The 25,879-nt window shown below is 68.4% G+C and carries 26 protein-coding genes; 20 read left to right on the top strand and 6 right to left on the bottom strand.

Annotated elements, in window-relative coordinates:
- Window positions 1–114: 114 nt before the first annotated feature.
- Both C7H73_RS07355 and C7H73_RS07350 read left to right on the top strand, forming a co-directional pair.
- Window positions 115–1,242, top strand: a complete 1,128-nt coding sequence (locus C7H73_RS07355; protein ID WP_106846052.1) for a LacI family DNA-binding transcriptional regulator — start codon at window positions 115–117, stop codon at window positions 1,240–1,242.
- Between the two features lie 47 nt (window positions 1,243–1,289).
- Entirely contained in the window at window positions 1,290–1,505 is a 216-nt protein-coding gene (locus tag C7H73_RS07350) for an oxidoreductase-like domain-containing protein (protein WP_106847576.1), read from the top strand.
- A 39-nt stretch (window positions 1,506–1,544) separates the two neighbouring features.
- Here C7H73_RS07350 and C7H73_RS15505 read toward each other — a convergent pair whose 3' ends face one another.
- Window positions 1,545–2,750 carry a hypothetical protein gene (locus tag C7H73_RS15505; RefSeq protein ID WP_157948329.1) on the bottom strand — a complete coding sequence of 402 codons (1,206 nt, stop codon included), beginning with the start codon at window positions 2,748–2,750 and terminating at the stop codon, window positions 1,545–1,547.
- 296 nt (window positions 2,751–3,046) lie between these two features.
- Between C7H73_RS15505 and C7H73_RS07345 the strand changes: the two genes are divergently transcribed.
- Entirely contained in the window at window positions 3,047–4,756 is a 1,710-nt protein-coding gene (locus C7H73_RS07345) for a thiamine pyrophosphate-binding protein (protein WP_106846051.1), read from the top strand.
- A gap of 59 nt (window positions 4,757–4,815) precedes the next feature.
- Here C7H73_RS07345 and gshA read toward each other — a convergent pair whose 3' ends face one another.
- The 4 genes from gshA to C7H73_RS15500 all read right to left on the bottom strand — a co-directional run bounded on the left by gshA (window position 4,816) and on the right by C7H73_RS15500 (window position 9,062).
- Window positions 4,816–6,363 carry a glutamate--cysteine ligase gene (gshA, locus tag C7H73_RS07340; protein WP_106846050.1) on the bottom strand — a complete coding sequence of 516 codons (1,548 nt, stop codon included), beginning with the start codon at window positions 6,361–6,363 and terminating at the stop codon, window positions 4,816–4,818.
- Window positions 6,364–6,572: 209 nt separating this feature from the next.
- Window positions 6,573–7,487 (bottom strand): SDR family NAD(P)-dependent oxidoreductase, encoded by a 915-nt coding sequence (locus tag C7H73_RS07335; RefSeq protein ID WP_106846049.1) that lies wholly within the window; start codon window positions 7,485–7,487, stop codon window positions 6,573–6,575.
- Window positions 7,488–7,763: 276 nt separating this feature from the next.
- The gene (locus tag C7H73_RS07330) at window positions 7,764–8,666 is read right to left on the bottom strand and encodes an aminotransferase class IV (protein WP_106846048.1); all 903 of its coding nucleotides are present in this window, start codon (window positions 8,664–8,666) and stop codon (window positions 7,764–7,766) included.
- Window positions 8,667–8,864: 198 nt separating this feature from the next.
- The gene (locus C7H73_RS15500; protein ID WP_157948328.1) at window positions 8,865–9,062 is read right to left on the bottom strand and encodes a hypothetical protein; all 198 of its coding nucleotides are present in this window, start codon (window positions 9,060–9,062) and stop codon (window positions 8,865–8,867) included.
- On the opposite strand from C7H73_RS15500, the gene C7H73_RS07325 reads away from it, so the two are divergent.
- The 9 genes from C7H73_RS07325 (at window position 9,061) to tolA (ending at window position 15,788) form a co-directional block, all read left to right on the top strand.
- Complete coding sequence (locus C7H73_RS07325; protein ID WP_106847575.1) at window positions 9,061–9,357, top strand: 2Fe-2S iron-sulfur cluster-binding protein; 297 nt, start codon at window positions 9,061–9,063, stop codon at window positions 9,355–9,357. The two genes, C7H73_RS15500 and C7H73_RS07325, sit on opposite strands and share 2 nt — an antisense overlap.
- A gap of 432 nt (window positions 9,358–9,789) precedes the next feature.
- Window positions 9,790–10,911, top strand: coding sequence for a bifunctional 3,4-dihydroxy-2-butanone-4-phosphate synthase/GTP cyclohydrolase II (gene ribBA / locus C7H73_RS07320; protein WP_106846047.1), 1,122 nt, complete (start codon window positions 9,790–9,792; stop codon window positions 10,909–10,911).
- A gap of 24 nt (window positions 10,912–10,935) precedes the next feature.
- Window positions 10,936–11,424 carry a 6,7-dimethyl-8-ribityllumazine synthase gene (gene ribH / locus C7H73_RS07315; RefSeq protein WP_106846046.1) on the top strand — a complete coding sequence of 163 codons (489 nt, stop codon included), beginning with the start codon at window positions 10,936–10,938 and terminating at the stop codon, window positions 11,422–11,424.
- Window positions 11,421–11,972, top strand: a complete 552-nt coding sequence (gene nusB / locus C7H73_RS07310) for a transcription antitermination factor NusB (protein WP_106846045.1) — start codon at window positions 11,421–11,423, stop codon at window positions 11,970–11,972. Before ribH ends, nusB begins: the two co-directional genes overlap by 4 nt.
- A gap of 62 nt (window positions 11,973–12,034) precedes the next feature.
- The gene (locus C7H73_RS07305; RefSeq protein ID WP_106846044.1) at window positions 12,035–13,219 is read left to right on the top strand and encodes a pyridoxal phosphate-dependent aminotransferase; all 1,185 of its coding nucleotides are present in this window, start codon (window positions 12,035–12,037) and stop codon (window positions 13,217–13,219) included.
- Window positions 13,220–13,225: 6 nt separating this feature from the next.
- On the top strand, window positions 13,226–13,636 hold the full coding sequence (gene ybgC / locus C7H73_RS07300) for a tol-pal system-associated acyl-CoA thioesterase (RefSeq protein ID WP_106846043.1): 411 nt from the start codon (window positions 13,226–13,228) through the stop codon (window positions 13,634–13,636).
- Window positions 13,633–14,334, top strand: a complete 702-nt coding sequence (gene tolQ / locus C7H73_RS07295; protein WP_106846042.1) for a protein TolQ — start codon at window positions 13,633–13,635, stop codon at window positions 14,332–14,334. Before ybgC ends, tolQ begins: the two co-directional genes overlap by 4 nt.
- A 13-nt stretch (window positions 14,335–14,347) precedes the next feature.
- Window positions 14,348–14,773 (top strand): ExbD/TolR family protein, encoded by a 426-nt coding sequence (locus C7H73_RS07290; protein WP_106846041.1) that lies wholly within the window; start codon window positions 14,348–14,350, stop codon window positions 14,771–14,773.
- Between the two features lie 16 nt (window positions 14,774–14,789).
- Window positions 14,790–15,788 carry a cell envelope integrity protein TolA gene (gene tolA / locus C7H73_RS07285; RefSeq protein WP_106847574.1) on the top strand — a complete coding sequence of 333 codons (999 nt, stop codon included), beginning with the start codon at window positions 14,790–14,792 and terminating at the stop codon, window positions 15,786–15,788.
- Window positions 15,789–15,945: 157 nt separating this feature from the next.
- Here the strand turns inward: tolA and C7H73_RS07280 are convergent, their stop codons facing one another.
- Window positions 15,946–17,280 carry an MFS transporter gene (locus tag C7H73_RS07280; RefSeq protein WP_106846040.1) on the bottom strand — a complete coding sequence of 445 codons (1,335 nt, stop codon included), beginning with the start codon at window positions 17,278–17,280 and terminating at the stop codon, window positions 15,946–15,948.
- Between the two features lie 284 nt (window positions 17,281–17,564).
- Here C7H73_RS07280 and cyoA point away from each other — a divergent pair, with 284 nt between their 5' ends.
- The 8 genes from cyoA to trhP all read left to right on the top strand — a co-directional run bounded on the left by cyoA (window position 17,565) and on the right by trhP (window position 25,850).
- On the top strand, window positions 17,565–18,578 hold the full coding sequence (gene cyoA, locus C7H73_RS07275; protein ID WP_106846039.1) for a ubiquinol oxidase subunit II: 1,014 nt from the start codon (window positions 17,565–17,567) through the stop codon (window positions 18,576–18,578).
- Between the two features lie 15 nt (window positions 18,579–18,593).
- The gene (gene cyoB / locus C7H73_RS07270) at window positions 18,594–20,600 is read left to right on the top strand and encodes a cytochrome o ubiquinol oxidase subunit I (protein ID WP_106846038.1); all 2,007 of its coding nucleotides are present in this window, start codon (window positions 18,594–18,596) and stop codon (window positions 20,598–20,600) included.
- A complete protein-coding gene (gene cyoC / locus C7H73_RS07265; RefSeq protein ID WP_106846037.1) occupies window positions 20,593–21,231 on the top strand; it encodes a cytochrome o ubiquinol oxidase subunit III in 639 nt (212 codons plus the stop codon). Before cyoB ends, cyoC begins: the two co-directional genes overlap by 8 nt.
- 5 nt (window positions 21,232–21,236) lie before the next feature.
- Window positions 21,237–21,674: a cytochrome o ubiquinol oxidase subunit IV gene (gene cyoD, locus C7H73_RS07260; protein WP_106846036.1), complete on the top strand. Its 438-nt coding sequence runs from the start codon at window positions 21,237–21,239 to the stop codon at window positions 21,672–21,674.
- Complete coding sequence (locus C7H73_RS07255) at window positions 21,671–22,480, top strand: SURF1 family protein (RefSeq protein WP_227001434.1); 810 nt, start codon at window positions 21,671–21,673, stop codon at window positions 22,478–22,480. The genes cyoD and C7H73_RS07255 overlap by 4 nt, the downstream gene beginning before the upstream one ends.
- Window positions 22,477–23,799, top strand: a complete 1,323-nt coding sequence (locus C7H73_RS07250; RefSeq protein ID WP_106846035.1) for an ATP-binding protein — start codon at window positions 22,477–22,479, stop codon at window positions 23,797–23,799. Before C7H73_RS07255 ends, C7H73_RS07250 begins: the two co-directional genes overlap by 4 nt.
- A gap of 11 nt (window positions 23,800–23,810) precedes the next feature.
- The gene (locus tag C7H73_RS07245; RefSeq protein ID WP_106846034.1) at window positions 23,811–24,350 is read left to right on the top strand and encodes a response regulator transcription factor; all 540 of its coding nucleotides are present in this window, start codon (window positions 23,811–23,813) and stop codon (window positions 24,348–24,350) included.
- 126 nt (window positions 24,351–24,476) lie between these two features.
- Window positions 24,477–25,850 carry a prephenate-dependent tRNA uridine(34) hydroxylase TrhP gene (trhP, locus tag C7H73_RS07240; protein ID WP_106846033.1) on the top strand — a complete coding sequence of 458 codons (1,374 nt, stop codon included), beginning with the start codon at window positions 24,477–24,479 and terminating at the stop codon, window positions 25,848–25,850.
- The last annotated feature ends 29 nt before the right edge of the window (window positions 25,851–25,879 follow it).

Genomic DNA, 25,879 nt, shown 5'->3' with positions numbered 1-25,879 from the left:
GTTTACCCGATGCCGCCGCATCGCCTGCGCCCTGCCCCTCGCCGCTACATTGCGGCGCCTGCCCTGTCTGCCGCCGCCCTGCCCGCCCGTCTGCCTGCCTGACCCTCCTCTGCCATGCACGAAGAAGCACCCCGCCCCGCCACCCGCGCGCTCCGCCAGCGCACCACCATCAACGACGTGGCGCGCACGGCGGGTGTCTCCAAGGCCACCGTCTCGCGCTACGTGAACGGCGGCGACACCCTGCTGGCCCCAGAGACGGCCGCGCGCGTGGCGCACGCCATGCAGCAGCTGGGCTACCACCCCAGCCCCATGGCCCAGTCGCTCAAGCACGGGCGCACGCGGCTCATCGGCCTGGCGGTGGCCGACATCACCAACCCGTTTTCCGTCGCCGTGATGCAGGGCGCCGAGCGCGCCTGCCAGGAGGCCGGCTACCTGCTGGTGCTGTTCAACCTGGGCAACGCCGCCGAGCGCGAGCGCGGCGTGCTGCGGGCGCTGCAGACCTCGCAGCTGGACGGCCTGATCCTGAACCGCGCCACCGCCACCGGCCAGCTGCGCCAGCTGGCCCTGGACGCCGGCAAGCCCATCGTGCTGGTGGACCGCCGCCAGCCGGGGCTGGAGGCCGACTTCATCAGCGTGGACAACCGCGGCGCCATGGCGCTGCTGCTGGAGCACCTGGCCCGGCGCGGCTGGCGCCGCTTCGTGCTGGTCAGCGAGCCCAGCGCCGGGGTGAGCTCGCGCATCGCGCGCCAGCAGGCCTTTCACGACTGGCTGGCCCACCCGCCGGCGGGGGCCGAGGGCTGCACCGGCGTGCACTTGGAAGTGCCCCGCGGCGCGCAGGAGGAATGCCGCGTGCAGTTGCAGCGCTGGCATGCGCAGCAGACGGCCGGCGCGAAGAAAAAGGGCGGAGGCGACGTGGAAGGCGGCTGCGCCATCGTCACCGGCAACGCCGTCGCCACCCTGCTAGCCGCCAGCGCTGCCCGGGATCTGGGCTGGCAACTGGGCCGCGACGTGGGCTTTGCGGGTATCGACGAAACCGACTGGACGGCGTTGATCGGCCCAGGTTTGACCACCATTGCGCAGCCTACCGACGAGCTGGGACGGGAGGCGGTGCGGTGCCTGCTGGAGCGGCTGGAGGGCGATATGCGACCGGCGCGGACCATTGAGCTGCCGGGGCGGTTGGTGGAGCGGGCTTCGTCGGCGGTTTGGGAGGGGGGCGGTAATCGGCTGGGTGCGAGGCCGTGATTAATTAATGGCTCACTTCATCAACCATGCAGAAAGCGACCAACTACATGCTTGAAGCCACACGCCAACGTGTCGCCTCCCTGCAAACTGAGGCTGCCCGTGCCGGAGTGAGCCTGCGCCCGCCACCGTCCGAGCCGACGACCTGCTGCGGGCGGGGGTGCAATGGGTGCGTGTGGGAGGGGTTTTATGCGGCGGCGCAGTGGTGGCACGAGGATGCGGATGAGATATTGAAGAAATTAGGACAGAGTCGCCTTGCTGACTGATGAAACGTCTGGTAGCTTAGGCCCGAAGCCGGCGGCCAATTAGCGAATTTGTTTCTCAAGAGTTTCCACTAGCTGCGAAAGTCGTGAAACCACGATTGTCCCTGCGCTTCTCACTTGTTTCTGTATATGCGGCGCCATAAATCGATCGGCTCTGAAAACCTTGACATAGGGTGCGTAGAAGGCATGCAACGCGTCTACAGGCTGACTATCGCTAATTTCCTCTATTCGCCCTTCCCCAACATTCGCCCAAACGGATGAGTACAACGACCTAACGCCTGCTGAGATTCCAAGGCAGCACCTCTTAACGTCCCTCCCTTCAAAATCACCCAAACCAAAACCCATTGCACTAGCCATTCGCCGTGTTATGGCAATAATTTGCCGTTCTTCCATCTCCTGCCAGCGCAAAGCAATTTCGCCGCGCTTGCCCGTCGGATCAGTATCGAGACCAGCTTCCCGCAGCTCCGTCGCCCACTGCGCAGAAATTTCCGCCAGTGACCGCATTGCTTGGCCAAGCTCTCGTCCAGGCTTGCGAACCATATCTGCAATCGGACTGGATAGCGCATGCTGGGTTGTGAACCACTTCATCATCCAACGCGGATCCGTGAGACTATTCATCAATGCTTCACTGAAGTCTTTCTCCGTTGCCTGGCCCAACATATACAGCCCCATGACTTCCGCACTTTCAGGACGCATGGGATACTTCTTCATTAATTCCACTATAAAAACGTTTTTTTGATCTTGCTGAGTCAACTGCGAAATCAGAATCTGACGCGGCTTACCGTTCTTTATAAGTGCCCGCGCCTTCACCCGACGCTCCTGGCGCGAAAGCCCCATCACCTTCATTTCTTCCTCAGCCAACTCACGCATCTTCTCCCATAGTTGCATTGGCGTTTCATCGATGAGAATATCTGGAAACCACCTACCACGCTGGTCAAATATATCTCTTGGCGGAGTGGATCTGCGCGAAAGCGCGTCTATTTCCGCACCTATCAGCCGATCGAATGAAACCAACGCATTTGAACCACAAAGTTCGCCAAGCAACTCCGCTTTTAGTTCGGCAAGATGGGCAGCATCTACCGTTAAGGCAACCGATTCACATACTACGGCGGCCGAAAATGCGAAACGCACTTGCCTGGAGCGTGACAAGTGGAGTAAATCCTCCTTGATCTGGCGGCGTTCAAGATTATCTAGCTTGGGATCTGTAAGCGTTGAGTAGTCTTGTGAATCTAGATAGCAAGTGATCATGCGTTACTTTACATGTTTTCTTCAGCCCCAATATAGCAACAATTACGCCCACGTTCTAACGGCCGCCAACACGGGAAATTTGAATCTGAAGAATCAGCGTCCAGCTTCGATCATTGTTTGCGATTTTCCCGACCTCCGGACTTTCTCCCAAAAGGATAGCTGCCAGCGCTTACCAAGCAAGATTTGGAGGCCAATTTGACTCTTAACTCAGCAAGCACCTCGCCCCACACCGCCGCCCCCGCCAGCGGAGCTCCCTCCCTGCGGGATAGTCACGGCTTTCCTCTCTCAGCTCACCCATGACCACCCAGCCGCACAACACCCCCGCCCCCGCCGCCCGCACAGGCGGCCAAATCCTCGTCCAGCAACTCCTCCTGCACGGCGTCCAGCAGCTCTTCTGCGTCCCTGGCGAAAGCTACCTCGCCGTCCTCGACGCCCTGCACGACGCCAGCATTGCCGTCACCGTGTGCCGCCAGGAAGGCGGCGCGGCCATGATGGCCGAGGCGCAGGGCAAGCTGACCGGGCGGCCGGGCATCTGCTTCGTCACGCGCGGGCCGGGGGTGACGAATGCGTCGGCGGGCATCCACATTGCCCAGCAGGACTCGACGCCGCTGATCGTCTTCGTGGGCCAGGTGGCGCGCGGCGCGCTGGGGCGCGAGGCGTTTCAGGAGATCGATTACGGCGCCGTCTTCGGCACCATGGCCAAGTGGGTGGTGCAGATCGACGACGCGCGGCGCCTGCCCGAGCTGGTGTCGCGCGCCTTTCACGTCGCCACCTCGGGCCGGCCCGGCCCGGTGGTGGTCGCCCTGCCCGAGGACATGCTGACCGACGCCGTGCAGACGGCCGACGCCCTGCCCTACACCGTGCCCGAGACCTACCCCGGCGCCCCCGCGCTGCAGGAGCTGGCGGCGCGGCTGCAGGCGGCCGAGCGGCCGGTGGTCATCCTGGGCGGCAGCCGCTGGTCAGACCAGGCAGTGCGCGATGTGACGGCCTTTGCCGGCGCGTGGCAGCTGCCGGTGTACTGCTCGTTCCGGCGGCAGATGCTGTTCCCCGCCAACCACGACAGCTACGCCGGCGACCTGGGCCTGGGCGCCAACCCCCAGCTGCTGGCACGCATCCGCGCCAGCGACCTGGTGCTGCTGCTGGGCGGGCGGCTGTCCGAGGTGCCTTCGCAAGGCTACGAGCTGCTGGACATTCCCGTGCCCACGCAGCCCCTGGTGCACGTGCATGCCGACGCGGACGAGCTGGGCCGGCTGTACCGCCCCGCGCAGGCCATCCACGCCACGCCGCAGGCCATGGCCACGGCGCTGACCGGCCTGCAGCCCCAGGGCGCGCCGCGCTGGGCCGCCCACACCCAGGCCGCCCGCGCCGAATACCTGGCCTGGAGCGACCCGGCCCCCATCCGCATCCCCGGCAGCCTGCAGATGGGCGCGGTGATGCAGCACCTGCGCGAGGTGCTGCCCCCCGATGCCATCCTGTGCAACGGCGCGGGCAACTTCGCCACCTGGGTGCACCGCTTCTGGCGGTTCACCACCTACGGCAGCCAGCTGGCGCCCACCTGCGGCTCGATGGGCTACGGCCTGCCGGCCGGCGTGGCGGCCAAGCGGCTGTGGCCGCAGCGCGAGGTGGTGGTCTTCGCCGGCGACGGCGACTTTCTGATGCACGGCCAGGAGTTCGCCACCGCCGTGCAGTACGGGCTGCCCCTCATCGTGGTGCTGCTGGACAACGCCATGTACGGCACCATCCGCATGCACCAGGAGCGCGAATACCCCGGCCGCATCAGCGCCACGCAGCTGAAGAACCCCGACTTCAAGGCCTACGCCCAGGCCTTCGGCGGGCACGGCGAGCGGGTGGAGCGCACGGAGGATTTCGCGCCGGCCCTGGCGCGGGCGCGCGCCAGCGGCCTGCCCAGCGTGCTGCACTGCCTGATCGACCCGCAGGCCATCACACCCACGGGCACGCTGGACGGGATGCGCGCCGCAGCGCTGCAGCGGCTTCAAAAAGCATAGCTGTCAGCGCTTGAATGGCAAGGGTTTGAGGCCAAAAAGACCTCAAACCCAGTGCACGCTCAGCCCAGCTGCTCGACGGCCATGAAGCGCTCGCGCCAGTCCTCGAACGGCAGGCTGTCGGCCACCTCGATGGCGCGCTGGTCGGCCAGGGATTGCTCGGCCAGGGCCAGGTAGCGCTGCTGCTGCGCCTCGGTCCAGGGCTGGGCCAGCAGCACGTCGCGCGAGGTGCGCGAATGGTCCAGCGCGAAGGCGGTGAAGTCGCTCTCGTGCTGCTGCACCAGCTCGGACAGCACGTGCGCCGACGGCGTGGCCTCGGGGCTGGTCAGGGTGGCACGGGCCGCCGCCAGGGCCTGGGCGTAGTCGCCGCTGCCGTGGGCGGCGTCCAGCGCCTGGGCGATGGGCTCGCACTCGGCCAGCACCTGGTCGCCCCACTCCACCAGCGGCACCTGGGCGCCATTGCGCGACAGCGTCAGCCCGGGCTCGCGCCCGCGCTCGGCCGTCAGCTGCTGGTTGTGCTTCAGCACGGCGATTTCTTCGGGCGTGTCCGGCGGGCTGTCGGTCAGCAGGCAGTGCAGCAAAAACACGTCCAGCAGGCGCATGGTCTGGGCCGTGATGCCCACGGGCACGAAGGGGTCCAGGTCCATCAGGCGCACTTCGACGTATTCCACGCCGCGCTCGCGCAGGGCGTGCAGCGGGCGCTCGCCGCTTTGGACGGTGCGCTTGGGGCGGATGGTGCCGTAGAACTCGTTTTCGATCTGCAGCAGGCTGGTGCCCAGCTGGTTGTAGTCGCCCCCTAAGCTGCGCAGGCCGATGGCCTCGTAGGCGGGATAGGGCTTGGTCAGCGCTTCGTGCAGCGAGTCGGCGTAGCCCTGCAGGCCGTTGTAGCTCACGCGCAGGCTGGCCTGGGCCTCGCTCTGGTAGCCCAGCCGGCCCATGCGCAGCGACGTGGCGTGCGGCAGGTACAGGGCGCGGGCGGCACCCCCGCCGGCGCTCTCCAAAGGCTGCAGGCTGTGCTGGCGCCCCTGCACGAAGCACGGGCACAGCGCGGGCGAGGCGCCGAACAAGTACAGCAACACGAAGGCATTGCGGCGGAAGTTGCGGATCAGCGCGAAGTATTCGTCGCTGCCCACGCCCGGCAGCGACCAGTTGTAGTGGATGCCCGAAATCGTCTGCATGCGCCGGCCGTAGCGGTGGCCCAGGCCCATGCGATACACGCTCTTGGCGCGCCCGGCGTTGGAGCCGCCGTAGCGACCCAGCGGGATGGTCTCGTCCGGCGGCAGCTGGCAGGGCATGCTGGACGCCCACAGCAGCTCGCCGCCGGGCTGCTGCTGCGCCAGCACGCGGTGCGTGAACTGGTGCAGTTCGGTCAGCTCTTGCAGGCACTGCTGCACGGTGGTGCGGGCGCCGGTGATCAGCTCCAGCTGCGACTCGCTGTAGTCGGTGGTGATCGCCGTGTGGGTCAGGGCCGAGCCCAGCGCCACCGGATGCGGCGTGAGCGCCAGGTGGCCCGTGGGCAGCACGCGCAGCCCTTCCTTTTCGATGCCGCGGCGCATGCCGGTCAGGCGGTCTGCGCTCAGGGCAGCGATTCGCTGGTGCAGTGTGCTCATGGGGTGGGCGCTTGTTGTTGTCGTGCGGGCCGTATGAAGGGGCCGGAACTTAGCACGCCGGGCGGTGCCCTGCCCGGGCGCTGGATCAAGCGCCAGCGCCGCGGCGGGGCACTGCCTGCGCCCCCTGCCGGCACGGGCCGGGCGTGTCAGGGGCGATGCAGAGGGGGTTGCCCGGCCCGGCGCGCGGGCAGGCGGCAGGCGGCAGGCCGCTAGCGGGCGCCGTGCGCCGCCATGGCGCGGCCCACTTCGTGCGTGCCCTGGGCGGCGCCGCTTTGCGGCACCTGCTCGCCGGCGCGGTCGGTCACCTCGGCCAGGCGGGCGGCCAGCTGCTCGGGCACGTCCGGGCCCACACCCAGGTGCAGGCCCTGGGTCAGCGTGATGTGCGCGGCCTCGAAGGCGCCGGCGCCGGCGCACAGGATGGTGCGGGTGGGCGCGCTCTCGTGCGCCAGCACCAGCATGGCGGGCACCACGGCTTCGGGCTTCAAGGCGTCCAGCACCTGTTGGGGCATCAGGCCTTCGGTCATGCGGGTGGCGGCCGTGGGCGCCAGCGCGTTCACATGGATGCCGTGCTTGGCGCCTTCGATGGCCAGGGTCTGCATCAGCCCCACCTGCGCCAGCTTGGCCGCGCCGTAGTTGGCCTGGCCGAAGTTGCCGTACAGGCCGGTGGACGAGGTCGTCATGACGATGCGCCCGTAGTTCTGCGCCTGCATGTGCGGCCAGACGGCCTTGGCACAGTAGGCAGCGCCCATCAGGTGCACCTGCACCACCAGGGCGAAGTCGGCCATGTCCATCTTGGCGAACGACTTGTCGCGCAGGATGCCGGCGTTGTTGACCAGGATGTCCACCCGGCCCCAGGCATCCACGGCCTGCTGCACCATGGCCAGCACGGCGTCGAAGTCGGTCACCGAGGCGTTGTTGGCCAGCGCCTCGCCGCCCGCGGCGCGGATCTCGTCGGCCACGGCCTGCGCGGCCGAGGCGCCCGAGCCGCTGCCGTCCACCGCGCCGCCCAGGTCGTTGACCAGCACGCGGGCGCCGCGCGCGGCCAGTGCCAGCGCGTGCTGGCGCCCCAGGCCGCCGCCGGCGCCGGTCACGATGGCCACGCGGCCCGCAAAGTCGAGAGTCATGGGGGAAGTCTCCTGAAAAATATCAAAAACAATAGCTTGCCGCGCTTGTCCTGCAAGCGCTGGAGGGCGATTTTGCTGCAATGCAGCGAAGGGCGTGGCGCCAGCGCCTGGGAAGGCCTGCACAACCTTCGCGGATGGATGCCGGTGCAGCTCGGGAGGGAGCGCAAGGCGCTTTTGGCGGCCCCATAGCACGGCTGGCTATGGGCAAGCAAAGCAACGCAGCGATCCGCCCGGGGCTGCACCGGCAGACGCCGCAGGAAGTTGTGCAGGCCTTCCCTAGTAGCGCACCGGCGTGCTGTAGCGCGCGTCGCCGTGCCAGGCCCAGTAGGTATCGACCAGCCGGCGCGTGACGGGGCCGACCTGGCCGTCGCCCACGGGGGCGCCGTCCACCCGCGTGACGGGCAGCACGCCGCCGCCGGAGGTGGACAGAAATACCTCGCGCGCGCCGCGCAGCTCGGCGGCGGGCAGCGCGCGCTGCGCCAGGGGCAGGCCCAGCGCGGCGGCCATCTCGATCACCGTGCGGCGGGTGATGCCCTCCAGCACGCCCTCGGCCGGCGTGGCGATGCGGCCCTGCGCATCCACACAGAAGACGTTGAAGCCCGGCCCCTCGACCACGTTGCCGGCCCCGTCGCTCAGCACCACGGTGTCAAAGCCGGCGTCCAGCGCGCCCAGCAGGCCCATGGTCAGGTCGTTCCAGTGGTAGTTCTTGGCGCGCGGGTCCACGCTGGCGGCGGGGATGCGCTGCACGTCGCTGACCTGCAGGTGCAGGCCCTGCCTGCGCTGCGCCTCGCTCGCGATCCACACGAAGGGCACGGCGAAGGCATAGAACTGGTTGACCGCCTGGCGCGGGTCGCGCGAGCCCCAGGGCGGCTGGCCGCGCGTGACGATCATCTCCACGTAAGACGCGCGCAGGCCGGACAGGCACACGCACTGCTCCAGCACCTGGGCGATGGCCTCGGGCGACAGGCCGGCGTCCAGCCTAAAGCGCCGGCAGCTGGCCATGAAGCGCTCCAGGTGCGCGTCCAGGCGGAAGAAGGCGCCGTCCCACACCGTCACCACGTCGTAGGTGGCGTCGGAGCGCAAAAAGCCCCAGTCGGTGATCGGAATGCTGGCCTGGCCGATGGGCAGGTACTGGCCGCGAACGTAGGCGGCGCCTTGGGAGTAGTCGTGCTGGTCCATAGAGCGGCCATGTTCCAGCCCGGCGCGGGCCGGCGCAAGCCGGCCCGGGGTTATCCCTGAAGGCACTGGACAATCATGTGGATAACTGCGGCGCAGCGCTGTATGGGCGGCGCAAGTGGTTGATTCGCAAGGAAAAGCACCGCGCTGCCTGTTTTTTACGCAGTGCATGAACCGGTTATCCCGCCCGGCGTTGGACAATCATGGGGATAACTTCGGACAACCGCTGTACGGCGCGCGCAAGTGCTTGATCTGCAAGGCAACCGGCTGTACTGCCTGTTTTTTGGGCACATGCGCCGACCCGCCCGAGCGCCGGCGTTGCTTCTGTTTTGATAGCTGCCAGCGCTTGTCCAGCAAGCGCTGGAGCCGTTTTTCATTCATATTCATCGAGCGCACCATGACCCACCCCGCCTCCCCGCCCTTCTTCATCGCCCGCGTGGGCGACGACGGCACGCAGTGCGACGCCTGGCCCGAGCAGCCGCTGCTGCTGTCGCTGGAGCAAGGCGGCATCGACTGGCCCAGCTCGTGCCGCAACGGCACCTGCCGCACCTGCATCGGCGTGCTGGAGGCCGGCGAGGTGCGCTACCGCGTGGACTGGCCGGGCCTGACGCCCGAGGAGCATGCCGAGGGCTGCGTGCTGCCCTGCGTGGCCTATCCGGCGAGCGACGTGACCCTGGCTCCCCAGTCGATTTGAGGTGGGCGCTTAGAGCGTGTCATGCACTTTTACGTGCCCGCGAAAGCCGGGGAAAGGCCTGCCCACAAGGCGCCCGGCGCGCCGCGGTATGGATACTGCAAGCGCTGGGCAACGCAGTGGCCGGGCCTTTCCCCGGCTTTCCCGAAGGGTTGGGTCTTTGCGCCAGCGCTCGCGGCGTTGCGTCGCTTGGCAAGGCAGCCAGCCTTGCCGGCGCGACGCGCCTTGCGATCACTGGCGCAAAGACCCAACGCGGACGCGTAAAAGTGCATGACACGCTCTAAAATCGCCCGCTTCGGGATCGACCGACGCATCCCATCTTCTCCTGCCGCGCGGCCCGCGCCTGCGGCAGCGACCCGTTCTTTGCTGGCACCGCGCCGCAGAACGCGCGCTGCCCGGGGCCCGGCCGCAAGGCGCCTGACGAGAGCCCTCCGTATGAACACCCCCCTCACGCCCGCCCCCATCTCGCCCGTCCAGGACATCGTGGCCGAGCTGCGCGCCGGCCGCATGGTCATCCTGGTGGACGAGGAAGACCGCGAGAACGAAGGCGACCTGGTTTTGGCCGCCGACCACGTGACGCCCGAGGCCATCAACTTCATGGCCCGCTTCGGCCGCGGCCTGATCTGCCTGACGCTGACGCGCGAGCGCTGCGAGCTGCTGAAGCTGCCGCCCATGGTGGCGCGCAACGGCACCAAGATGGGCACGGCCTTCACTGTTTCCATCGAGGCGGCCGAGGGCGTGACCACCGGCATCAGCGCCGCCGACCGCGCCCGCACCGTGGCCGCCGCCGTGGCGCCCCGCGCCCAGGCCGGCGACCTGGTGCAGCCCGGCCACATCTTCCCGCTGCAGGCGGTGGACGGCGGCGTGCTGATGCGCGCCGGCCACACCGAAGCCGGCTGCGACCTGGCCGCCATGGCCGGCTGCAGCCCCTCGGCCGTGATCTGCGAGGTGATGAAGGACGACGGCACCATGGCCCGCCTGCCCGACCTGCAGCTGTTTGCAGCCGAGCACGGCATCAAGGTGGGCACCATTGCCGACCTGATCGAGTACCGCAGCCGCAACGAGTCGCTGGTGCACAAGGTGGGCACGCGCAGCATGCAGACGGCGTTTGGCGAATTCACCGCCCACGCCTTTCGCGACGTGCCCAGCCAGGCCGTGCACCTGGCCCTAGTCAAGGGCCAGTGGCAGGCCGATGAATCGGTGCCGGTGCGCGTGCACGAGCCGCTGTCGGTGCTGGACGTGCTGGAGGTCGGGCGCAGCATGCATTCCTGGAGCCTGGACGCCAGCCTGCGCCACATCAGCGAGCACGGGCGCGGCGTGGCCGTGCTGCTCAACTGCAACGAAGGCGCCGACCAGCTGCTGGCCCAGTTCGAGGGCAGCGCCCGCGCCGCCCAGGCGCCCGAGCGCGGCCGCATGGACCTGCGCACCTACGGCGTGGGCGCGCAGATCCTGCGCGAATGCGGCGTGGCGCGCATGCAGCTCATGGGCCAGCCGCGGCGCATGCCCAGCATGGCCGGCCACGGGCTGGAGATCACCGGCTACATCGCCAACCAATAACGCACACGAACGAAAGAAACACCCATGTTTGACGCAGAAAAAGGAACGGCCCTGCAGCTGAACGGCCAGGGCCTGCGCATCGGCATCGTCCAGGCGCGCTTCAACGAAAGCATCACCAACACCCTGGCAGCCGCCTGCCGCGCCGAGCTGCTGCGCTTGGGCGTGGCCGAGGACAACATCGAGCATGTGCAGGTGCCCGGCGCCCTGGAGGTGCCGCTGGCGCTGCAAGCCATGGCCCAGCGCGCCGAGGACGAGGAAGCCTCCGGCGAGCCGTTTGACGCGCTGATCGCCCTGGGGTGCATCATCCGCGGCGAGACCTACCACTTCGAGCTGGTGGCCAACGAGTCGGGTGCCGGCGTCACCCGCGTGGGGCTGGACTGGCATGTGCCCATTGCCAATGCCATCCTGACCACCGAGAACATGGAGCAGGCCATCGCCCGCCAAAGCGACAAGGGCCTGGATGCCGCCCGTGTGGCCGTCGAGATGGCCCAGCTGCTGCGGGGCCTGGCATGAGCGGCGACGCCCCCGCCTCCAAACGCCCGCCGCGCCAGCCGCGCACCGGCACCACCAGCACCGGCGCGCGCAAGGCGGCCTCCAAGTCCGGCCGCAGCCGCGCGCGCGAATTCGCCGTACAGGCGCTGTACCAGTACCTGGTGGGCGGCAACGACGCGGCGGCCGTGGACGCCTTCACGCGCGACCTGGCAGGCTTTCACAAGGCCGACTCGGCGCACTACGACGCGCTCTTGCACGGCTGCATCGAGGGCGCGGCGCAGCTGGACGCGCTGATCGAGCCCCACCTGGACAGGAAGCTGTCCGAGGTCTCGCCCATCGAGCACGCCGTGATGTGGATTGGCGCCTACGAGTTCCAGCACTGCCTGGACGTGCCCTGGCGCGTGGTCATCAACGAATGCATCGAGCTGGCCAAGGAGTTTGGCGGCACCGACGGCCACCGCTGGGTCAACGGCGCCCTGGGCAACCTGGCGCCGCAGCTGCGCGCGACCGAAGTGGCGGCGGACCGGGGCACGCCGCCCGCCCCGGCGCAGGACGGCGATCAGGGCTGACCGGCGCTTTCCCATCCCTTTTCTGCCGTCACTGCGGCAGGTTCATCAGGCAGCATCGTTCCATGAAGTTTTCCACCCGCGCCGAGCGCATCGAACCGTTTTACGTGATGGAAGTGGCCAAGGCCGCGCAGCAGATGGCGCGCGAGGTGGCTGCCACGGCCGAGCCCATGATCTTCCTGAACATCGGCGAGCCGGACTTCACCGCGCCCCCGCTGGTGCAGGAGGCGGCCGAGCGCGCGGTGCGCGCCGGCAGCACGCAGTACACCAACGCGCTGGGGCTGGAGCCGCTGCGCGAGCGCATCAGCGGCTGGTATGCGCAGCGTTTCGGCGTCGATGTGCCGGCGCGGCGCATCGTGGTGACGGCCGGCGCGTCGGCCGCGCTGCAGCTGGCCTGCCTGGCGCTGATCGAAGCCGGCGACGAGGTGCTGATGCCCGACCCCAGCTACCCATGCAACCGGCATTTCGTGAGCGCCGCCGAAGGCCGCGCAGTGCTGATCCCGACGACAGCCGAGGAGCGCTTCCAGCTGAGCGCCGCCAAGGTCGAGGCGGCCTGGGGCCCCAAGACGCGCGGCGTGCTGCTGGCCTCGCCCTCCAACCCCACGGGCACGTCCATCGCGCCCGATGAGCTGCGCCGCATCCACGAGGTGGTGCGCGCGCGCGGCGGCATCACGCTGATCGACGAGATTTACCTGGGCCTGTCCTACGACGAGGCGTTTGGGCAGTCGGCGCTGGCGCTGGGCGAGGACATCATCAGCATCAACAGCTTCAGCAAGTACTTCAACATGACCGGCTGGCGCCTGGGGTGGATGGTGGTGCCCGAGGCCATGGTGCCGGTGGTGGAGCGGCTAGCGCAAAACCTGTTCATCTGCGCCTCCACGATCTCGCAGCACGCGGCGCTGGCCTGCTTCGAGCCGGAGAGCATCGCCGAGTACGAGCGCCGCCGCGCCGAGTTCCGCGCCCGGCGCGACTTCTTCATTCCGGCCCTGCAGTCGCTGGGCCTGGATGTGCCGGTGGCCCCCGACGGCGCCTTCTACGCCTGGGCCGACTGCACGCAGGCGGCGCACAAGCTGGGCGTGCAGGGCAGCTGGGATTTCGCCTTCGAGCTGATGCGCCGCGCCCACCTGGCGATCACGCCGGGGCGCGACTTCGGCACGGCCGACACGCAGCGCTTCGTGCGCTTTTCCACGGCCAATTCGATGGCGCAGCTGCAGGAATCGGTGGCCCGCCTGCGCGCGCTGATTGGCTGACGCGCGATGGCCTTCCGCTGGCCGGTGCGCATCTACTGGGAAGACACGGATGCCGGGGGCATCGTGTTCTACGCCAACTACCTGAAGTTCTTCGAGCGCGCGCGCACCGAGTGGCTGCGCTCGCTGGGCCTGGCCCAGCAGCCGCTGCGGGAACTCACGGGCGGGATGTTCGTCGTAAGCGACGCGCGCGTGCGCTATCTCGCCCCGGCGCGGCTGGACGATGAACTGATTGTTACGGCGCGGCTCGCAGACGGCGGCCGGGCATCCCTGACAATCGACCAACAGGCTCGGGCCGGCTCTGCGCCGGACGCCGCCGTGCTGTGCGAGGGCACCATCCGCATCGGCTGGGTGGACGCCGCCTCCCTGCGCCCCGCCCGCATTCCCTCCGCCGTTTTGCAACGTCTCACCGCATCATGAATTCCCAAGACATGTCCATCCTCAGCCTGGTGCTGGGCGCCAGCTGGGTCGTGCAGCTCGTCATGCTGCTGCTGCTGGGGGTCTCCGTGGCCAGCTGGGCGGCCATCTTCCGCAAGCTGTTTGCCCTGAAGCGCGTGCGCTCGCTCAACGAAGCGTTCGAGCGCGAGTTCTGGTCCGGCACCAGTCTGAACGACCTGTACGCCAGCGCCGCGCAGGACCCGGCGCGCGTGGGCCCGATGGAGCGCATCTTCGCCAGCGGCATGCGCGAGTTTCAAAAGCTGCGCGAGCGCCGCATCCTGGACGCCGGCACGCTGCTGGACGGTGCGCGCCGCGCCATGCGGGCGAGCTTCCAGCGCGAAATGGACGTGATCGAGTCCAGCCTGTCCTTCCTGGGCTCGGTGGCCTCGGTCAGCCCGTACGTGGGCCTGTTCGGCACGGTATGGGGGATCATGCACGCCTTCACCGGCTTTGCCGGCATGGAGCAGGTGACGCTGGCGACCGTGGCCCCCGGCATCGCCGAGGCGCTGGTGGCCACCGCCCTCGGCCTGTTCGCCGCCATCCCCGCCGTGATCGCCTACAACCGCTTCGCACGCGACATCGACCGCGTGGCCACGCACCAGGAGACCTTCATCGAGGAGTTCTCCAACATCTTGCAGCGCAACCTGGCGGCGCACCCGGCCCCCCAGGCCGGCCACTGAAGGAGCGCGCCGCATGTCCGCCACCGCATCGCGCAGCGGCAGCCGCCGCCGCTCCATGAACGAGATCAACATGGTGCCCTTCATCGACGTGATGCTGGTGCTGCTCATCATCTTCATGGTGACGGCGCCCATGCTCACGCCCAGCTCGGTGAACGTGCCCTCGGTGGGCAAGGGCGCCAAGGTGCCCAAGACGCGCGCCGACGTGTTCGTGGACAAGGACGGCAGCATCCGCTTCAAGACCGACGGCAACGAGCGCCCCGTGGCGCTGCAGAACCTGGGCGCGACGGCGAAGAACTGGCTCAAGGACCAGCCCGAGGACACGCCCGTGCTGATCAGCGCGGACAAGACCGTCCCCTATGACTCCGTGATGCAGGCCATGGCCGCGCTGCAGCGCGCCGGCGTGGCGCGCGTGGCACTGGCGGTCAAGAGCGGTGGTTGAGCCCCTCACGCCCCGGCTGCAGGCCACCGGCGACCGCGACCAGTTCGCTCCGCCGCGCCCGCCCGGGCGCTCGCGTGCCGTCTCGCTGGCGGTGCTGGCGCATCTGGCGCTCATCGGCGCGCTGACCTGGGGCGTGCGCTGGAAGGCCAGCGACGATGCGCCGGCCGTGGAGGCCGAGCTGTGGTCTGCCGTGCCCCAGCAGGCCGCGCCGCGCGCCGTGGCGCCGCCGCCCCCGCCGCCTGCACCGGCACCCGCCCCCAGGCCGGCGCCCGTGCCCGCCCCTGCCCCGCCCCCGCCTGCCCCGCCGCCACCGAAGGTGGCCGAGCCGCGCGAGGCCGACATCGCCCTGGAGCGCGAGAAGAAGCGCGTCGAGGAAGAAAAGAAACGCCAGCAGCAGATCGCCGAGCGCGAGAAGCGCGAGCGCGAGCGCAAGGAAGAAGAGCGCCGCGAGCGGCTGGAGCAGGAGAAGAAGGAACGCGCCGCCCAGCAAAAGGCCGAGCAGAAGGCCGAGCGCGAGAAGGCGGAAAAGGAAAAGGCGGAGCGCGAAAAAGCGGAACGCGAGAAGGCCGAGCGTGAAAAGGCCGAGCAGGACAAGAAGAAAAAGGCCGCCGAGGACAAGCGCCGCGCCGAGGCCGATGACAAGCGCGCCGAGGAGCTGCGCAAGGAGCAGCTGCGCCGCATCGCCGGCCTGGCCGGCGCCACGGGTGCCGAGACCGCCACCGGCACGGCCCAGCGCAGTAGCGGCCCCTCGGGCAGCTACGGCGGCAAGGTGGCGGCCAAGGTGCGGCCCAACATCGTCTATCCCGACGCCGTGGCGGGCAACCCGCGCGCCGAAGTCGAGGTGCGCGCGGCGCCGGACGGCACCATCGTCGGCGTGCGCGTCGTGCAGTCCAGCGGCAACAAGTCGTGGGACGAGGCCGTGGTGCGCGCCCTGCACAAGACCGAGACGCTGCCGCGCGACGTGGACGGGCGCGTGCCGCCCTCGCTGGTCATCGGCTTTCGGCCCAAGGACTGAAGCGACGGGGCCGGGATGCACCGACAGGCGCTACCAAAAAAGGAGCTGCCAGCGCTTGACCTACAAAGGTTTGCGGTTGTTTTCAACCGCAAACCCGCACAGATCAAGCGTTGACAGCTATCGTTTGAGGAGGGCCCGCCCGGCGGCGGCCGGGTTGTCAGTTGCGCTGCTCGATCAGCCGGTTGATGCGCAGCGCCACCAGCGTGCAGACCACGCCCGAGAGCAAATACAGCGACACCGCCCCCAGCCCGAAGCGCGACGACAGCCCCAGCGCCACCAGCGGCGCAAAGGCCGCGCCGAACAGCCAGGCCAGATCGGACGACAGCGCAGCGCCCGTATAGCGGTAGTGCGACGAGAAGTTGGACGTCACCGTGCCGGCCGACTGGCCGTACGACAGCCCCAGCAGCACGAAGCCCAGCAGCAAGAAGGTATTGCTGCCCGCCGCGCTGCCGCCCAGCAGCCAGGGCGCGGCCAGGCTGAACAGCCCGATCAGCACCGCCATGCCGCCCAGCAGGTTGCGCCGGCCGATGCGGTCGGCCAGCCGGCCCGACAGCATCACGGCGCAGGCCGCCAGGAAGGCGCCGGCGATCTGCACGCCCAGCACCTCGGTCATGCTGCGTTCGGAATACAGCGAGATCCATGACAGCGGGAAGATGGTCACCACGTGGAACAGCGCAAAGCTGGCCAGCGCGGCAAAGGCGCCCAGGAAGACGTTGCCGCCCTCGTCGCGCATGAGCTGCGCGGCGCCGATGGGCTCGAGCTCCTTTTCCTCCAGCAGCTCGGCGTAGGACTGGCCCACCACCAGGCGCAGGCGGGCAAAGAGGGCCACCACGTTGATGGCAAAGGCCACGCAGAACGGGTAGCGCCAGCCCCAGGCCAGAAATTCCTCGCTGGTCAGCTGCCCGTACAGGTAGGCGAACAGCGAGGCCGCCAGCACGAAGCCCGCCGGCGCGCCCAGCTGGCCCACCATGGCGTACCAGCCGCGGCGTTCCTTCGGCGCGGCCATGGCCAGCAGCGAGGGCAGCCCGTCCCACGAGCCGCCCAGGGCCACGCCCTGGCCGATGCGCAGCACGATGAGCGCGGCGATGGCGGCCATGCCGGCCGTCTCGTAGCCGGGCAGCAGGGCCATGCTGACGGTGCTGCTGCCCAGCAGGAACAGTGCCAGCGTCAGCTTGGTGCCGCGCCCCCAGCGCCGCTGCACGGCCATGAACAGCGCCGTGCCAAAGGGCCGCGCGATGAAGGCCAGCGAGAAGATGGCGAAGGCCGCCAGCGTGCCCGCCAGCGGCGACAGGAATGGAAACAGCAGCTGCGGGAACACCATCACGCAGGCGATGCCGAAGACGAAGAAGTCGAAGTACTCGGACGAGCGCCCGATGATCACGCCGACCGCGATCTCGGAGGGGGTCACGTCCTCGTCGGTGTGGGCGCGGGCCAGCGAGGCCTCGCTCTCGTGCCCGTAGACGGGCAATGCCATCGAACTGCTGCTGCTCATAGACGAAACGCTCCTTCTGACTGCCTGCATGGCGGTTGCGGCCGGGCGCCCGGGCGCCCCTTGATCCGCCTCAAGTGCGTTCTACACCCGCCAGGGGGCGCCAACAAGCGAACAGGCGCTCTTTGCATGGCCGGAGAAACCCGCATTTCGCCTTGTCCTGCATCAACATCAGGCTTTTTCCTCTTGCGCGGCGCGTCCTACATTGACCCTGGACAAAATGTCCAATCGACAAACGCGCTAGCGGTATTACATTGCCGGGAGTTCCGTAATCCGCGTTTTCCCGCATGCCCGTTCACACTCCACCCCTTCGACGGCTGGCCTGGCCGGCGGCCGCGCTGGCCAGCCTGCTGCTGGCTGGCTGCAGCAAGGCTGTCGTGCTCAACCCGGCCGGCGACGTGGCCGCCCAGCAAGGCAACCTCGTCGTCACCGCCACGCTGCTGATGCTGATCATCATCGTGCCGGTCATCGTCCTGATCCTGCTGTTCGCCTGGAAGTACCGCCACACCAACCAGGACGCCGCCTACGAGCCCGACTGGCACCACTCCACCACGCTGGAGCTGATCATCTGGACCGTGCCGCTGATGATCATCATTGCCCTGGGGGCGCTGACCTGGATCGGCACGCACAAGCTCGACCCCTACCGCCCGCTGGACCGCATCGACGCCCAGCGCCCGCTGGCTGCGGGCATCAAGCCCCTGGAGGTGCAGGTGGTGGCGATGGACTGGAAGTGGCTGTTCCTGTACCCCGAGCAGGGAATCGCCACCGTGAACGAGCTGGCCGCGCCGGTGGACCGCCCCATCCTGTTCAAGCTGACGGCCACCTCGACCATGAACGCTTTCTACGTGCCCGACCTGGCGGGGATGATCTACGCCATGCCCGGCATGCAGACGGAGCTGAACGCCATCATCAACCAGCCGGGCGTGTTCCACGGCCTGGCCTCGCACTACAGCGGCCCGGGCTTCTCGGGCATGACGTTCAAGTTCCACGGCCTTTCGGACGAGGGCTTCGCCCAGTGGGTGGACAAGGCCCGCACCGAGGGCAAGGCGCTGGACCAGGCCAGCTACCTGCAGCTGGCCCAGCCCAGCGAGCGCGACCCCGTGCAGCGCTTTGCCAGCGTGCAGGGCGGGCTGTACGACCGCATCCTGAACCGCTGCGTGGAGGACGGCCGCACCTGCATGCACGAGCAGATGGCCATGGACGCGCGTGCCGCCGCCGGCCTGCCGCGCGACATGTGCACCCCGGCCGATGCGCCGCAGATCGTCGCCGCGCTCGGCCAGCGCGCCAGCGACGCACCCTGACCCCCGAGATTCGACATGCCTGAACAAATGACTCCCAACCACTGGTTGCTGGGCCGCGTCACGTGGGATTCCGTCCCCATGGCGCACGAGCCCATCTTGCTGTGGACCTTCATCGCCGTGGTGCTGGGCGGCCTGGTCGTGCTGGCCGGCCTGAGCAGGTACCGCCTGTGGACGCCGCTGTGGCGCGACTGGATCTGCTCCATCGACCACAAGAAGATCGGCATCATGTACATGATCCTGGGCCTGGTCATGTTCCTGCGCGGCTTTGCCGACGCGATCATGATGCGGCTGCAGCAGTCCATGGCCTTCGGCGAGAGCATGGGCTACCTGCCGCCGCACCACTACGACCAGATCTTCACCGCCCACGGCGTGATCATGATCTTCTTCGTGGCCATGCCCTTCGTCACCGGGCTGATGAACTACCTGGTGCCGCTGCAGATCGGCGCGCGCGACGTGTCCTTCCCGTTCCTGAACAACTTCAGCTTCTGGATGACCACCGGCGGCGCCGTGCTGGTCATGATGTCGCTGTTCCTGGGCGAGTTCTCCACCTCCGGCTGGCTGGCACTATCCAACCTGGGGGCGCAGAGCCCCGGCGTGGGGCTGGACTACTACATCTGGGGCCTGCAGGTGGCGGGGGTGGGCACGACGCTGTCGGGCATCAATCTGATCGTCACCATCATCAAGATGCGCGCGCCGGGCATGACGCTCATGAAGATGCCCATCTTCACCTGGACGGCCCTGTGCACCAATGCGCTGATCGTGGCGTCGTTCCCGGTGCTGACGGCCGCGCTGGTGCTGATGAGCCTGGACCGCTACCTGGGCACCAACTTCTTCACGAACGACCTGGGGGGCAACTCCATGCTGTACGTGAACCTGATCTGGATCTGGGGCCACCCGGAGGTCTACATCCTGGTGCTGCCGGCCTTTGGCGTGTACTCCGAGATCGTGCCCACCTTCACCAGGAAGCGCCTGTTCGGCTACACCTCCATGGTCTATGCCACGGTGGTCATCACGCTGCTGTCGTACCTGGTGTGGCTGCACCACTTCTTCACCATGGGCTCGGGCGCCACGGTGAACACGTTCTTCGGCATCACCACGATGATCATCTCGATCCCGACGGGCGCCAAGATCTTCAACTGGCTGTTCACCATGTACAAGGGCCGCATCCGCTTCACGGTGCCCATGCTGTGGACCATCGGCTTCATGGTGACGTTCGCCATCGGCGGCATGACGGGCGTGCTGCTGGCCGTGCCGCCGGCCGACTTCGTGCTGCACAACTCGCTGTTCCTGATCGCCCACTTCCACAACGTGATCATCGGCGGCGTGGTGTTTGCGGTGTTCGCGGGCATCAACTACTGGTTTCCCAAGGCCTTCGGCTACCGCCTGGTCGAGTCCTGGGGCCGCGCCTCCTTCTGGTTCTGGCTGGTGGGCTTCTGGGTGGCGTTCATGCCGCTGTACATCCTGGGCCTGATGGGCGTGACGCGCCGCGTGAACCACTTCGAGGACTCCTCCCTGCAGATCTGGTTCGTGGTCGCCGCCTTCGGCGCCGTGCTGATCGCCATCGGCATCGCCTGCTTCTTCGTGCAGCTGTTCGTCAGCTACCAGCGCAGGAGCGAGCTGCGCGACGTGACGGGCGACCCCTGGGATGCCCGCACGCTGGAATGGGCCACCTCCTCGCCCCCGCCGCAGTACAACTTCGCCTTCACGCCCGTGGCGTACGAGATCGACGCCTGGTGGGACATGAAGAAGCATGGCTACCGCCGGCCGCTGGCGGGCTTCGCGCCCATCCACATGCCGGCCAACACCGGCGCGGGCTTCGTCATCGCCATGCTGTCCACGCTGTTTGGCTTCGCCATGATCTGGCACATGTGGCCGCTGGCCATCGGCTCGCTGGCCGCCATCATCGTGGCCACCATCGTGCACACCTTCAACTACCAGCGCGACTACTACATCCCCGCGGCCGAAGTGGCTGCCGTGGAAGAGTCGCGCACCCAGCAACTGGCCGCCGCATCGCATGTCTGACGTCACCTTGAACCACGCCGGCGGCGCTGGCGCTGCCGCCGCGCCGCGCCAGTACCACCTGGCGCACGAGCCGCACCCGCAAAACGGCACCTCGCTGGGCTTTTGGCTGTACCTGATGAGCGACGTGCTCATCTTCGCCGCCCTGTTCGCCACCTACGGGGTGCTGGGCCGGGCCTATGCCGGCGGCCCCACGGGCGCCGAGCTGTTCGACCTGAAGCTGGTGGCCATCAACACGGCCTTCCTGCTGCTGTCGTCCATCACCTTTGGCTTTGCCATGCTGCAAAAGCAGGCAAAGAACGTGGGCGGCACGCTGACCTGGCTAGCCGTCACCGGCGTGCTGGGCCTGGCCTTCCTGGGGGTGGAGCTGTACGAGTTCGCCCACCTGATTCACGCCGGCGCCACGCCGCAGACCAGCGCCTTCCTGTCCGCGTTCTTCACGCTGGTGGGTACGCACGGCCTGCACGTGACCTTCGGCATCATCTGGCTCATCACGCTGATGATCCAGATCTCCAAGCATGGGCTGACCCCCGCCAACGTGCGCCGCGTCAACTGCCTGTCCATGTTCTGGCACTTCCTGGACGTGGTCTGGGTGGGTGTGTTCACCTTCGTGTACCTGATGGGAGTGCTGTAAGCATCATGCGCGCACAACAACTTCATCCTGCCCACGACACGCCTCATGGCGAGCACCACGACGGGCACCACGACGGCGACGACCTGCACGTCAGCATGTCCGACTACGTCCGCGGCTTCGTGCTGGCCGTCATCCTGACGGTGATCCCCTTCTGGCTGGTCATGGCCGGCGTCATCCAGAACCGCGCCACGCTGGTGGTGGTGCTGGGCGTGCTGGCGGCCGTGCAGATCGTCGTGCACATGGTGTATTTCCTGCACATGAACGGCAAGGTCCAGGGCGGCTGGACGCTGCTGTCCACCATCTTCGCCGTGATCTTCGTGGGCGTGACCATCGCCGGCACGCTGTGGGTCATGTTCCACATGAACGCCCACATGATGCCGGACCACGCCAACCCGATGGCCATGCAGCCCGCGGCCCCGCACGGCCACACCGCCACGCCTTGACCGAACCGCCCTCCAGCGCGCCCGCCGGCAGGCCGCGCTCCGCCTTCGCGCTGGCCCTGCTGGCGCTGGCCGGGGCCGGCCTGTTCGCCCTGTTCGCCGCGCTGGGCGGGTGGCAGGCCGAGCGTCGCGTCTGGAAGCTGGCGCTGATCGAGCGGGTGCAGCAGCGCCTGCACGCCGCCCCCGCCACCCTGCCCCCGCGCGGCCAGTGGCCGCAGGCCAACGCCACCGACCACGAATACCTGCCCGTGCAGGTGCAGGGCCGCTGGCTGGCGGCCAAGACCGTGCTGACCCAGGCCACCACCGAGCTGGGCGCCGGCTGGTGGGTGCTGACGCCCCTGGCGCTGGCGGACGGCGGCCAGGTGCTGGTCAACCGCGGCTTCATTCCCGACACGCTGCGCGCCCAGTGGCCGGCACGCGACCCGCTGGCCCAGCAAGGCGAAGGCGCCCCCGCCCAGGTCACCGGCCTGCTGCGCATGAGCGAGCCCGGCGGCGGCTTTCTGCGCCGCAACGCGCCCGCCGAGGGCCGCTGGCATTCGCGCGACGTGGCCGGCATCGCCCAGGCGCAGGGGCTGGCCGATGCCGCGCCCTTCTTCATCGACGCCGGCATTCCCGACCTGCGCGCCGCCGCGCAGCCCGCCGCCGCCGGCGACGGCCCCTGGCCGCGCCCGGGCCTGACCGTGGTGCAGTTCCACAACAGCCACCTGGTGTATGTCTTCACCTGGTGGGGTTTGGCGGCCATGGTGCTGGGCGCGGCCGTCCTCGTGGCACGCTACGAGCTTCGCCTGCGCGCTCGCCACCACCGATGAGCGAACACCCCGCCCCACCTGCCACCGCCGCCCCCGCGCACAAGGCTCGCTCGGCCGACGCGGCCGCGGGCCTGAAGAACCTGCAGCAGCTGATCCAGCTGCGCTGGTTCGCCGTGATCGGCCAGGTCTTCACCATCGAGGTGGCGCACTACAGCCTGGCGCTGCGGCTGCCGCTGGCCGAGATGCTGCTGGTCGTCGCCTGCCTGGCGGCCTACAACGGCGCGAGCTGGCTGCGCTGGCGCCTGGGCCTGCGCGTGCGGCCGGTGGAGCTGCTGCTGGCCCTGCTGGTGGACGTGGCGGTGCTCACCGTGCAGCTGTACCTGAGCGGCGGCGCGGGCAACCCCTTCATCTTCCTGTACCTGCTGCAGGTCACCCTGGGCGCGGCGCTGCTGCGCAGCCGGCACGTGTGGACGCTGGTGGCCGTGACCACGCTGTGCGTGGCGCTGCTGACGCGCTTTCACCTGCCGCTGCCGCTGTCCATCGACTTCTCGCGCGGCCTGGCCAGCCCCTATGTGCTGGGCCTGCTGGCGTGCTTTGTGCTGAACGCGGCGCTGGTCGCCGTCTTCATGAGCCGCATCGGGCGCAACCTGCGCCAGCGCGACGCGCGCCTGGCCGCCATCCGCCAGCGCGCGGCCGAAGAGGACCACGTCGTGCGCATGGGCCTGCTGGCCTCCGGCGCGGCGCACGAGCTGGGCACGCCGCTGTCCACCCTGGCCGTCATCCTGGGCGACTGGCAGCACGACCCGCAGCTGGCGCGCGACGCCCAGCTGCAGCAGGACGTGGCGGAAATGCAGACCCAGGTGCAGCGCTGCAAGGCCATCGTCAGCGGCATCTTGCTGTCGGCCGGCGAAGCGCGCGGCGAGGCCTCGGCGCAGACCACCGTCTGGCGCTTTCTCGACTCGCTGGTGGCCGAGTGGCGTGCCACCCGCTCCATGCCCGACTTCTTCTACGACAACCGCTTCGCGCCCGACCGCGCCATGGTGGCCGACGCGACGCTGGAGCAAATGGTGTTCAGCGTGCTGGACAATGCCCGCGAGGCCTCACCCGACTGGGTGGGCCTGGCGGCCGAGTCCTGCGGCGAGGGCGGCCAGACGCTGTGCATCACCGTGACCGACCGCGGCCCCGGCTTTGCCCCCGACATCCTGCGCCAGCTGGGCAAGCCCTACCACTCCAGCAAGGGCCGCGCCGGCAGCGGCCTGGGCCTGTTCCTGGCGATGCAGGTGGCGCGCACCCTGGGCGGGCGGCTGCAGGCCGGCAACCTGCCCGGCGGCGGCGCCCGCGTCACCATCACGCTGCCGCTGGCCGCCGTTGCGCTCTAGATAATCCGCCCATGGACACCCCTGAGGACCGCCTGCTGCTGATCGTGGAGGACGACGAAGCCTTCGCGCGCACCCTGGCGCGCTCGTTCGAGCGGCGCGGCTGGCGCGTGCTGCACGCCGCCAGCCTGGCCGAGGTGCAGCAACTGCTGGCCGAGCACTCGCCCAGCCACGCGGTGGTGGATTTGAAGCTGCGCGGCGAGGCCACGGGCCTGGCCTGCGTGCAGGCCCTGCATGCGGCCTGGCCCGACATGCTGATCGTCGTGCTCACCGGCTTTGCCAGCATCGCCACCGCCGTCGAGGCCATCAAGCTGGGCGCCTGCCAGTACCTGGCCAAACCCTCCAACACCGACGACATCGAGGCCGCCTTCGCCCGCACCGAAGGCGACACCGAGGTGGAGCTCACCAACCGCACCAGCTCCATCAAGACGCTGGAGTGGGAGCGCATCCACGAGGTGCTGGCCGAGACCGGCTTCAACATCTCCGAGGCCGCGCGGCGCTTGGGGATGCACCGGCGCACCCTCACGCGCAAGCTGGACAAGCGGCGGGTTTAGCTGCCAAATCAGCCTTTGACGCTTATGAGTCAAGCGCTGGCAGCTATTGTTTTTGTAGCAACAAAGGCCGTGGGGAATTAACCGCGCCGCGCGCCCGCCCTGGCGCTTCGACGAAAATCGCGCCCCATGACCCTGAAAAGCCCCGAACTGCTGCTGCCCGCCGGCTCGCTGGACAAGATGCGCGCGGCGTATGACTTCGGCGCCGACGCCGTCTATGCCGGCCAGCCGCGCTACAGCTTGCGCGCACGCAACAACGAATTCCGCCTGGAGCAGATCGCCCAGGGCATTGCCGAGGCGCACGCGCGCGGCAAGAAGTTCTTCGTCACCAGCAACCTGATCGCGCACAACGACAAGGTGCGCACCTACCTGCGCGACATCGAGCCGGTCATCGCCTGCCAACCCGACGCCTTCATCATGGCCGACCCGGGCCTGATCATGATGGTCAAGGAGAAGTGGCCCGAGACCGAGGTGCACCTTTCGGTGCAGGCCAACACCACCAACTGGGCGACGGTGAAGTTCTGGCAGAAGATGGGCGTGTCGCGCATCATCCTGTCGCGCGAGCTGTCGCTCGACGAGATCGAGAAGATCCGCCAGGAATGCCCGGACATGGAGCTGGAGGTGTTCGTGCACGGCGCGCTGTGCATCGCCTACTCGGGCCGGTGCCTGCTGAGCGGCTACTTCAACCGCCGCGACCCCAACCAGGGCACCTGCACCAACGCCTGCCGCTGGGAATACAAGACCCACGACGCGCAGGTGGACCCCAACACCGGCGAGGCTCTGGCCAGCGGCATGGACAAGGGTTTCGACTTTGCCCAGGCGCGCGAGGAGGCCGACAGCCAGTTCACCAGCACTTGCGGCAGCGGCCAGCGCCACCCCAAGGCGGACCAGGTCTATCTGCTCGAAGAGATGGGCCGCCCCGGCGAGCACATGCCCATCATGGAGGACGAGCACGGCACCTACATCATGAACAGCAAGGACCTGCGCGCCGTGGAGCACGTGGAGCGGCTGGTCAGGATCGGCGTCGATTCGCTCAAGATCGAGGGCCGCACCAAGAGCCTGTACTACGTGGCCCGCACCGCCCAGGTCTATCGCCGCGCCATCGATGACGCGGTGGCCGGCCGGCCGTTCAATCCGGCGCTCATCACCGACCTGGAAGGCCTGGCCAACCGGGGCTACACCGGCGGCCTGCTGGAGCGCCGCCCGGCCAACGACTACCAGAACTACGAGACCGGCAACAGCGTGCTGCACCGGGCCCATTTCGTGGGGGAAGTGCGCGGCTTTGCGGAGGGCATGGCCGAGGTGGAGACGAAAAACCGCTTCTCGGTCGGCGACACGCTGGAGGTCATCCACCCCAGCGGCAACCGGCAGATCCGGCTGGAGCAGATGTTCAACCTGGAAGGCGAGCCGGTGCAGGTCGCCCAGGGCAGCCCGGTGCGCGTGCGCATTCCCATGCAGGGGCCGGTAGAGGGCGCGCTGATCGCCCGCTTGCTGCAAGTTTGATAGCTGCTGGCGCTTGTCCCCATTGGGCT

Origin of the sequence: Pulveribacter suum (assembly GCF_003013695.1) — a bacterium.
In the GTDB taxonomy this organism is placed as follows: domain Bacteria; phylum Pseudomonadota; class Gammaproteobacteria; order Burkholderiales; family Burkholderiaceae_C; genus Melaminivora; species Melaminivora suum.
Note: the sequence above shows the minus strand (reverse complement) of the source record. Positions and strands in the feature narration are given on the sequence as shown.

What these genes read in the sequence shown, in the direction of transcription:
- C7H73_RS07325 (WP_106847575.1), top strand. Translation starts at nt 9,061, where the DNA reads ATGACCCACCCCGCCTCCCCGCCCTTCTTCATCGCCCGCGTGGGCGAC.
- ybgC (WP_106846043.1), top strand. Translation starts at nt 13,226, where the DNA reads ATGGCCTTCCGCTGGCCGGTGCGCATCTACTGGGAAGACACGGATGCC.
- C7H73_RS07280 (WP_106846040.1), bottom strand. Translation starts at nt 17,280, where the DNA reads ATGAGCAGCAGCAGTTCGATGGCATTGCCCGTCTACGGGCACGAGAGC.
- C7H73_RS07355 (WP_106846052.1), top strand. Translation starts at nt 115, where the DNA reads ATGCACGAAGAAGCACCCCGCCCCGCCACCCGCGCGCTCCGCCAGCGC.
- C7H73_RS15505 (WP_157948329.1), bottom strand. Translation starts at nt 2,750, where the DNA reads ATGATCACTTGCTATCTAGATTCACAAGACTACTCAACGCTTACAGAT.
- tolQ (WP_106846042.1), top strand. Translation starts at nt 13,633, where the DNA reads ATGAATTCCCAAGACATGTCCATCCTCAGCCTGGTGCTGGGCGCCAGC.
- cyoA (WP_106846039.1), top strand. Translation starts at nt 17,565, where the DNA reads ATGCCCGTTCACACTCCACCCCTTCGACGGCTGGCCTGGCCGGCGGCC.
- cyoD (WP_106846036.1), top strand. Translation starts at nt 21,237, where the DNA reads ATGCGCGCACAACAACTTCATCCTGCCCACGACACGCCTCATGGCGAG.
- ribBA (WP_106846047.1), top strand. Translation starts at nt 9,790, where the DNA reads ATGAACACCCCCCTCACGCCCGCCCCCATCTCGCCCGTCCAGGACATC.
- gshA (WP_106846050.1), bottom strand. Translation starts at nt 6,363, where the DNA reads ATGAGCACACTGCACCAGCGAATCGCTGCCCTGAGCGCAGACCGCCTG.
- C7H73_RS07330 (WP_106846048.1), bottom strand. Translation starts at nt 8,666, where the DNA reads ATGGACCAGCACGACTACTCCCAAGGCGCCGCCTACGTTCGCGGCCAG.
- C7H73_RS07345 (WP_106846051.1), top strand. Translation starts at nt 3,047, where the DNA reads ATGACCACCCAGCCGCACAACACCCCCGCCCCCGCCGCCCGCACAGGC.
- trhP (WP_106846033.1), top strand. Translation starts at nt 24,477, where the DNA reads ATGACCCTGAAAAGCCCCGAACTGCTGCTGCCCGCCGGCTCGCTGGAC.
- cyoC (WP_106846037.1), top strand. Translation starts at nt 20,593, where the DNA reads ATGTCTGACGTCACCTTGAACCACGCCGGCGGCGCTGGCGCTGCCGCC.
- C7H73_RS07250 (WP_106846035.1), top strand. Translation starts at nt 22,477, where the DNA reads ATGAGCGAACACCCCGCCCCACCTGCCACCGCCGCCCCCGCGCACAAG.
- C7H73_RS07245 (WP_106846034.1), top strand. Translation starts at nt 23,811, where the DNA reads ATGGACACCCCTGAGGACCGCCTGCTGCTGATCGTGGAGGACGACGAA.
- C7H73_RS07350 (WP_106847576.1), top strand. Translation starts at nt 1,290, where the DNA reads ATGCTTGAAGCCACACGCCAACGTGTCGCCTCCCTGCAAACTGAGGCT.
- C7H73_RS15500 (WP_157948328.1), bottom strand. Translation starts at nt 9,062, where the DNA reads ATGGTGCGCTCGATGAATATGAATGAAAAACGGCTCCAGCGCTTGCTG.
- C7H73_RS07290 (WP_106846041.1), top strand. Translation starts at nt 14,348, where the DNA reads ATGTCCGCCACCGCATCGCGCAGCGGCAGCCGCCGCCGCTCCATGAAC.
- ribH (WP_106846046.1), top strand. Translation starts at nt 10,936, where the DNA reads ATGTTTGACGCAGAAAAAGGAACGGCCCTGCAGCTGAACGGCCAGGGC.
- C7H73_RS07305 (WP_106846044.1), top strand. Translation starts at nt 12,035, where the DNA reads ATGAAGTTTTCCACCCGCGCCGAGCGCATCGAACCGTTTTACGTGATG.
- nusB (WP_106846045.1), top strand. Translation starts at nt 11,421, where the DNA reads ATGAGCGGCGACGCCCCCGCCTCCAAACGCCCGCCGCGCCAGCCGCGC.
- C7H73_RS07335 (WP_106846049.1), bottom strand. Translation starts at nt 7,487, where the DNA reads ATGACTCTCGACTTTGCGGGCCGCGTGGCCATCGTGACCGGCGCCGGC.
- cyoB (WP_106846038.1), top strand. Translation starts at nt 18,594, where the DNA reads ATGCCTGAACAAATGACTCCCAACCACTGGTTGCTGGGCCGCGTCACG.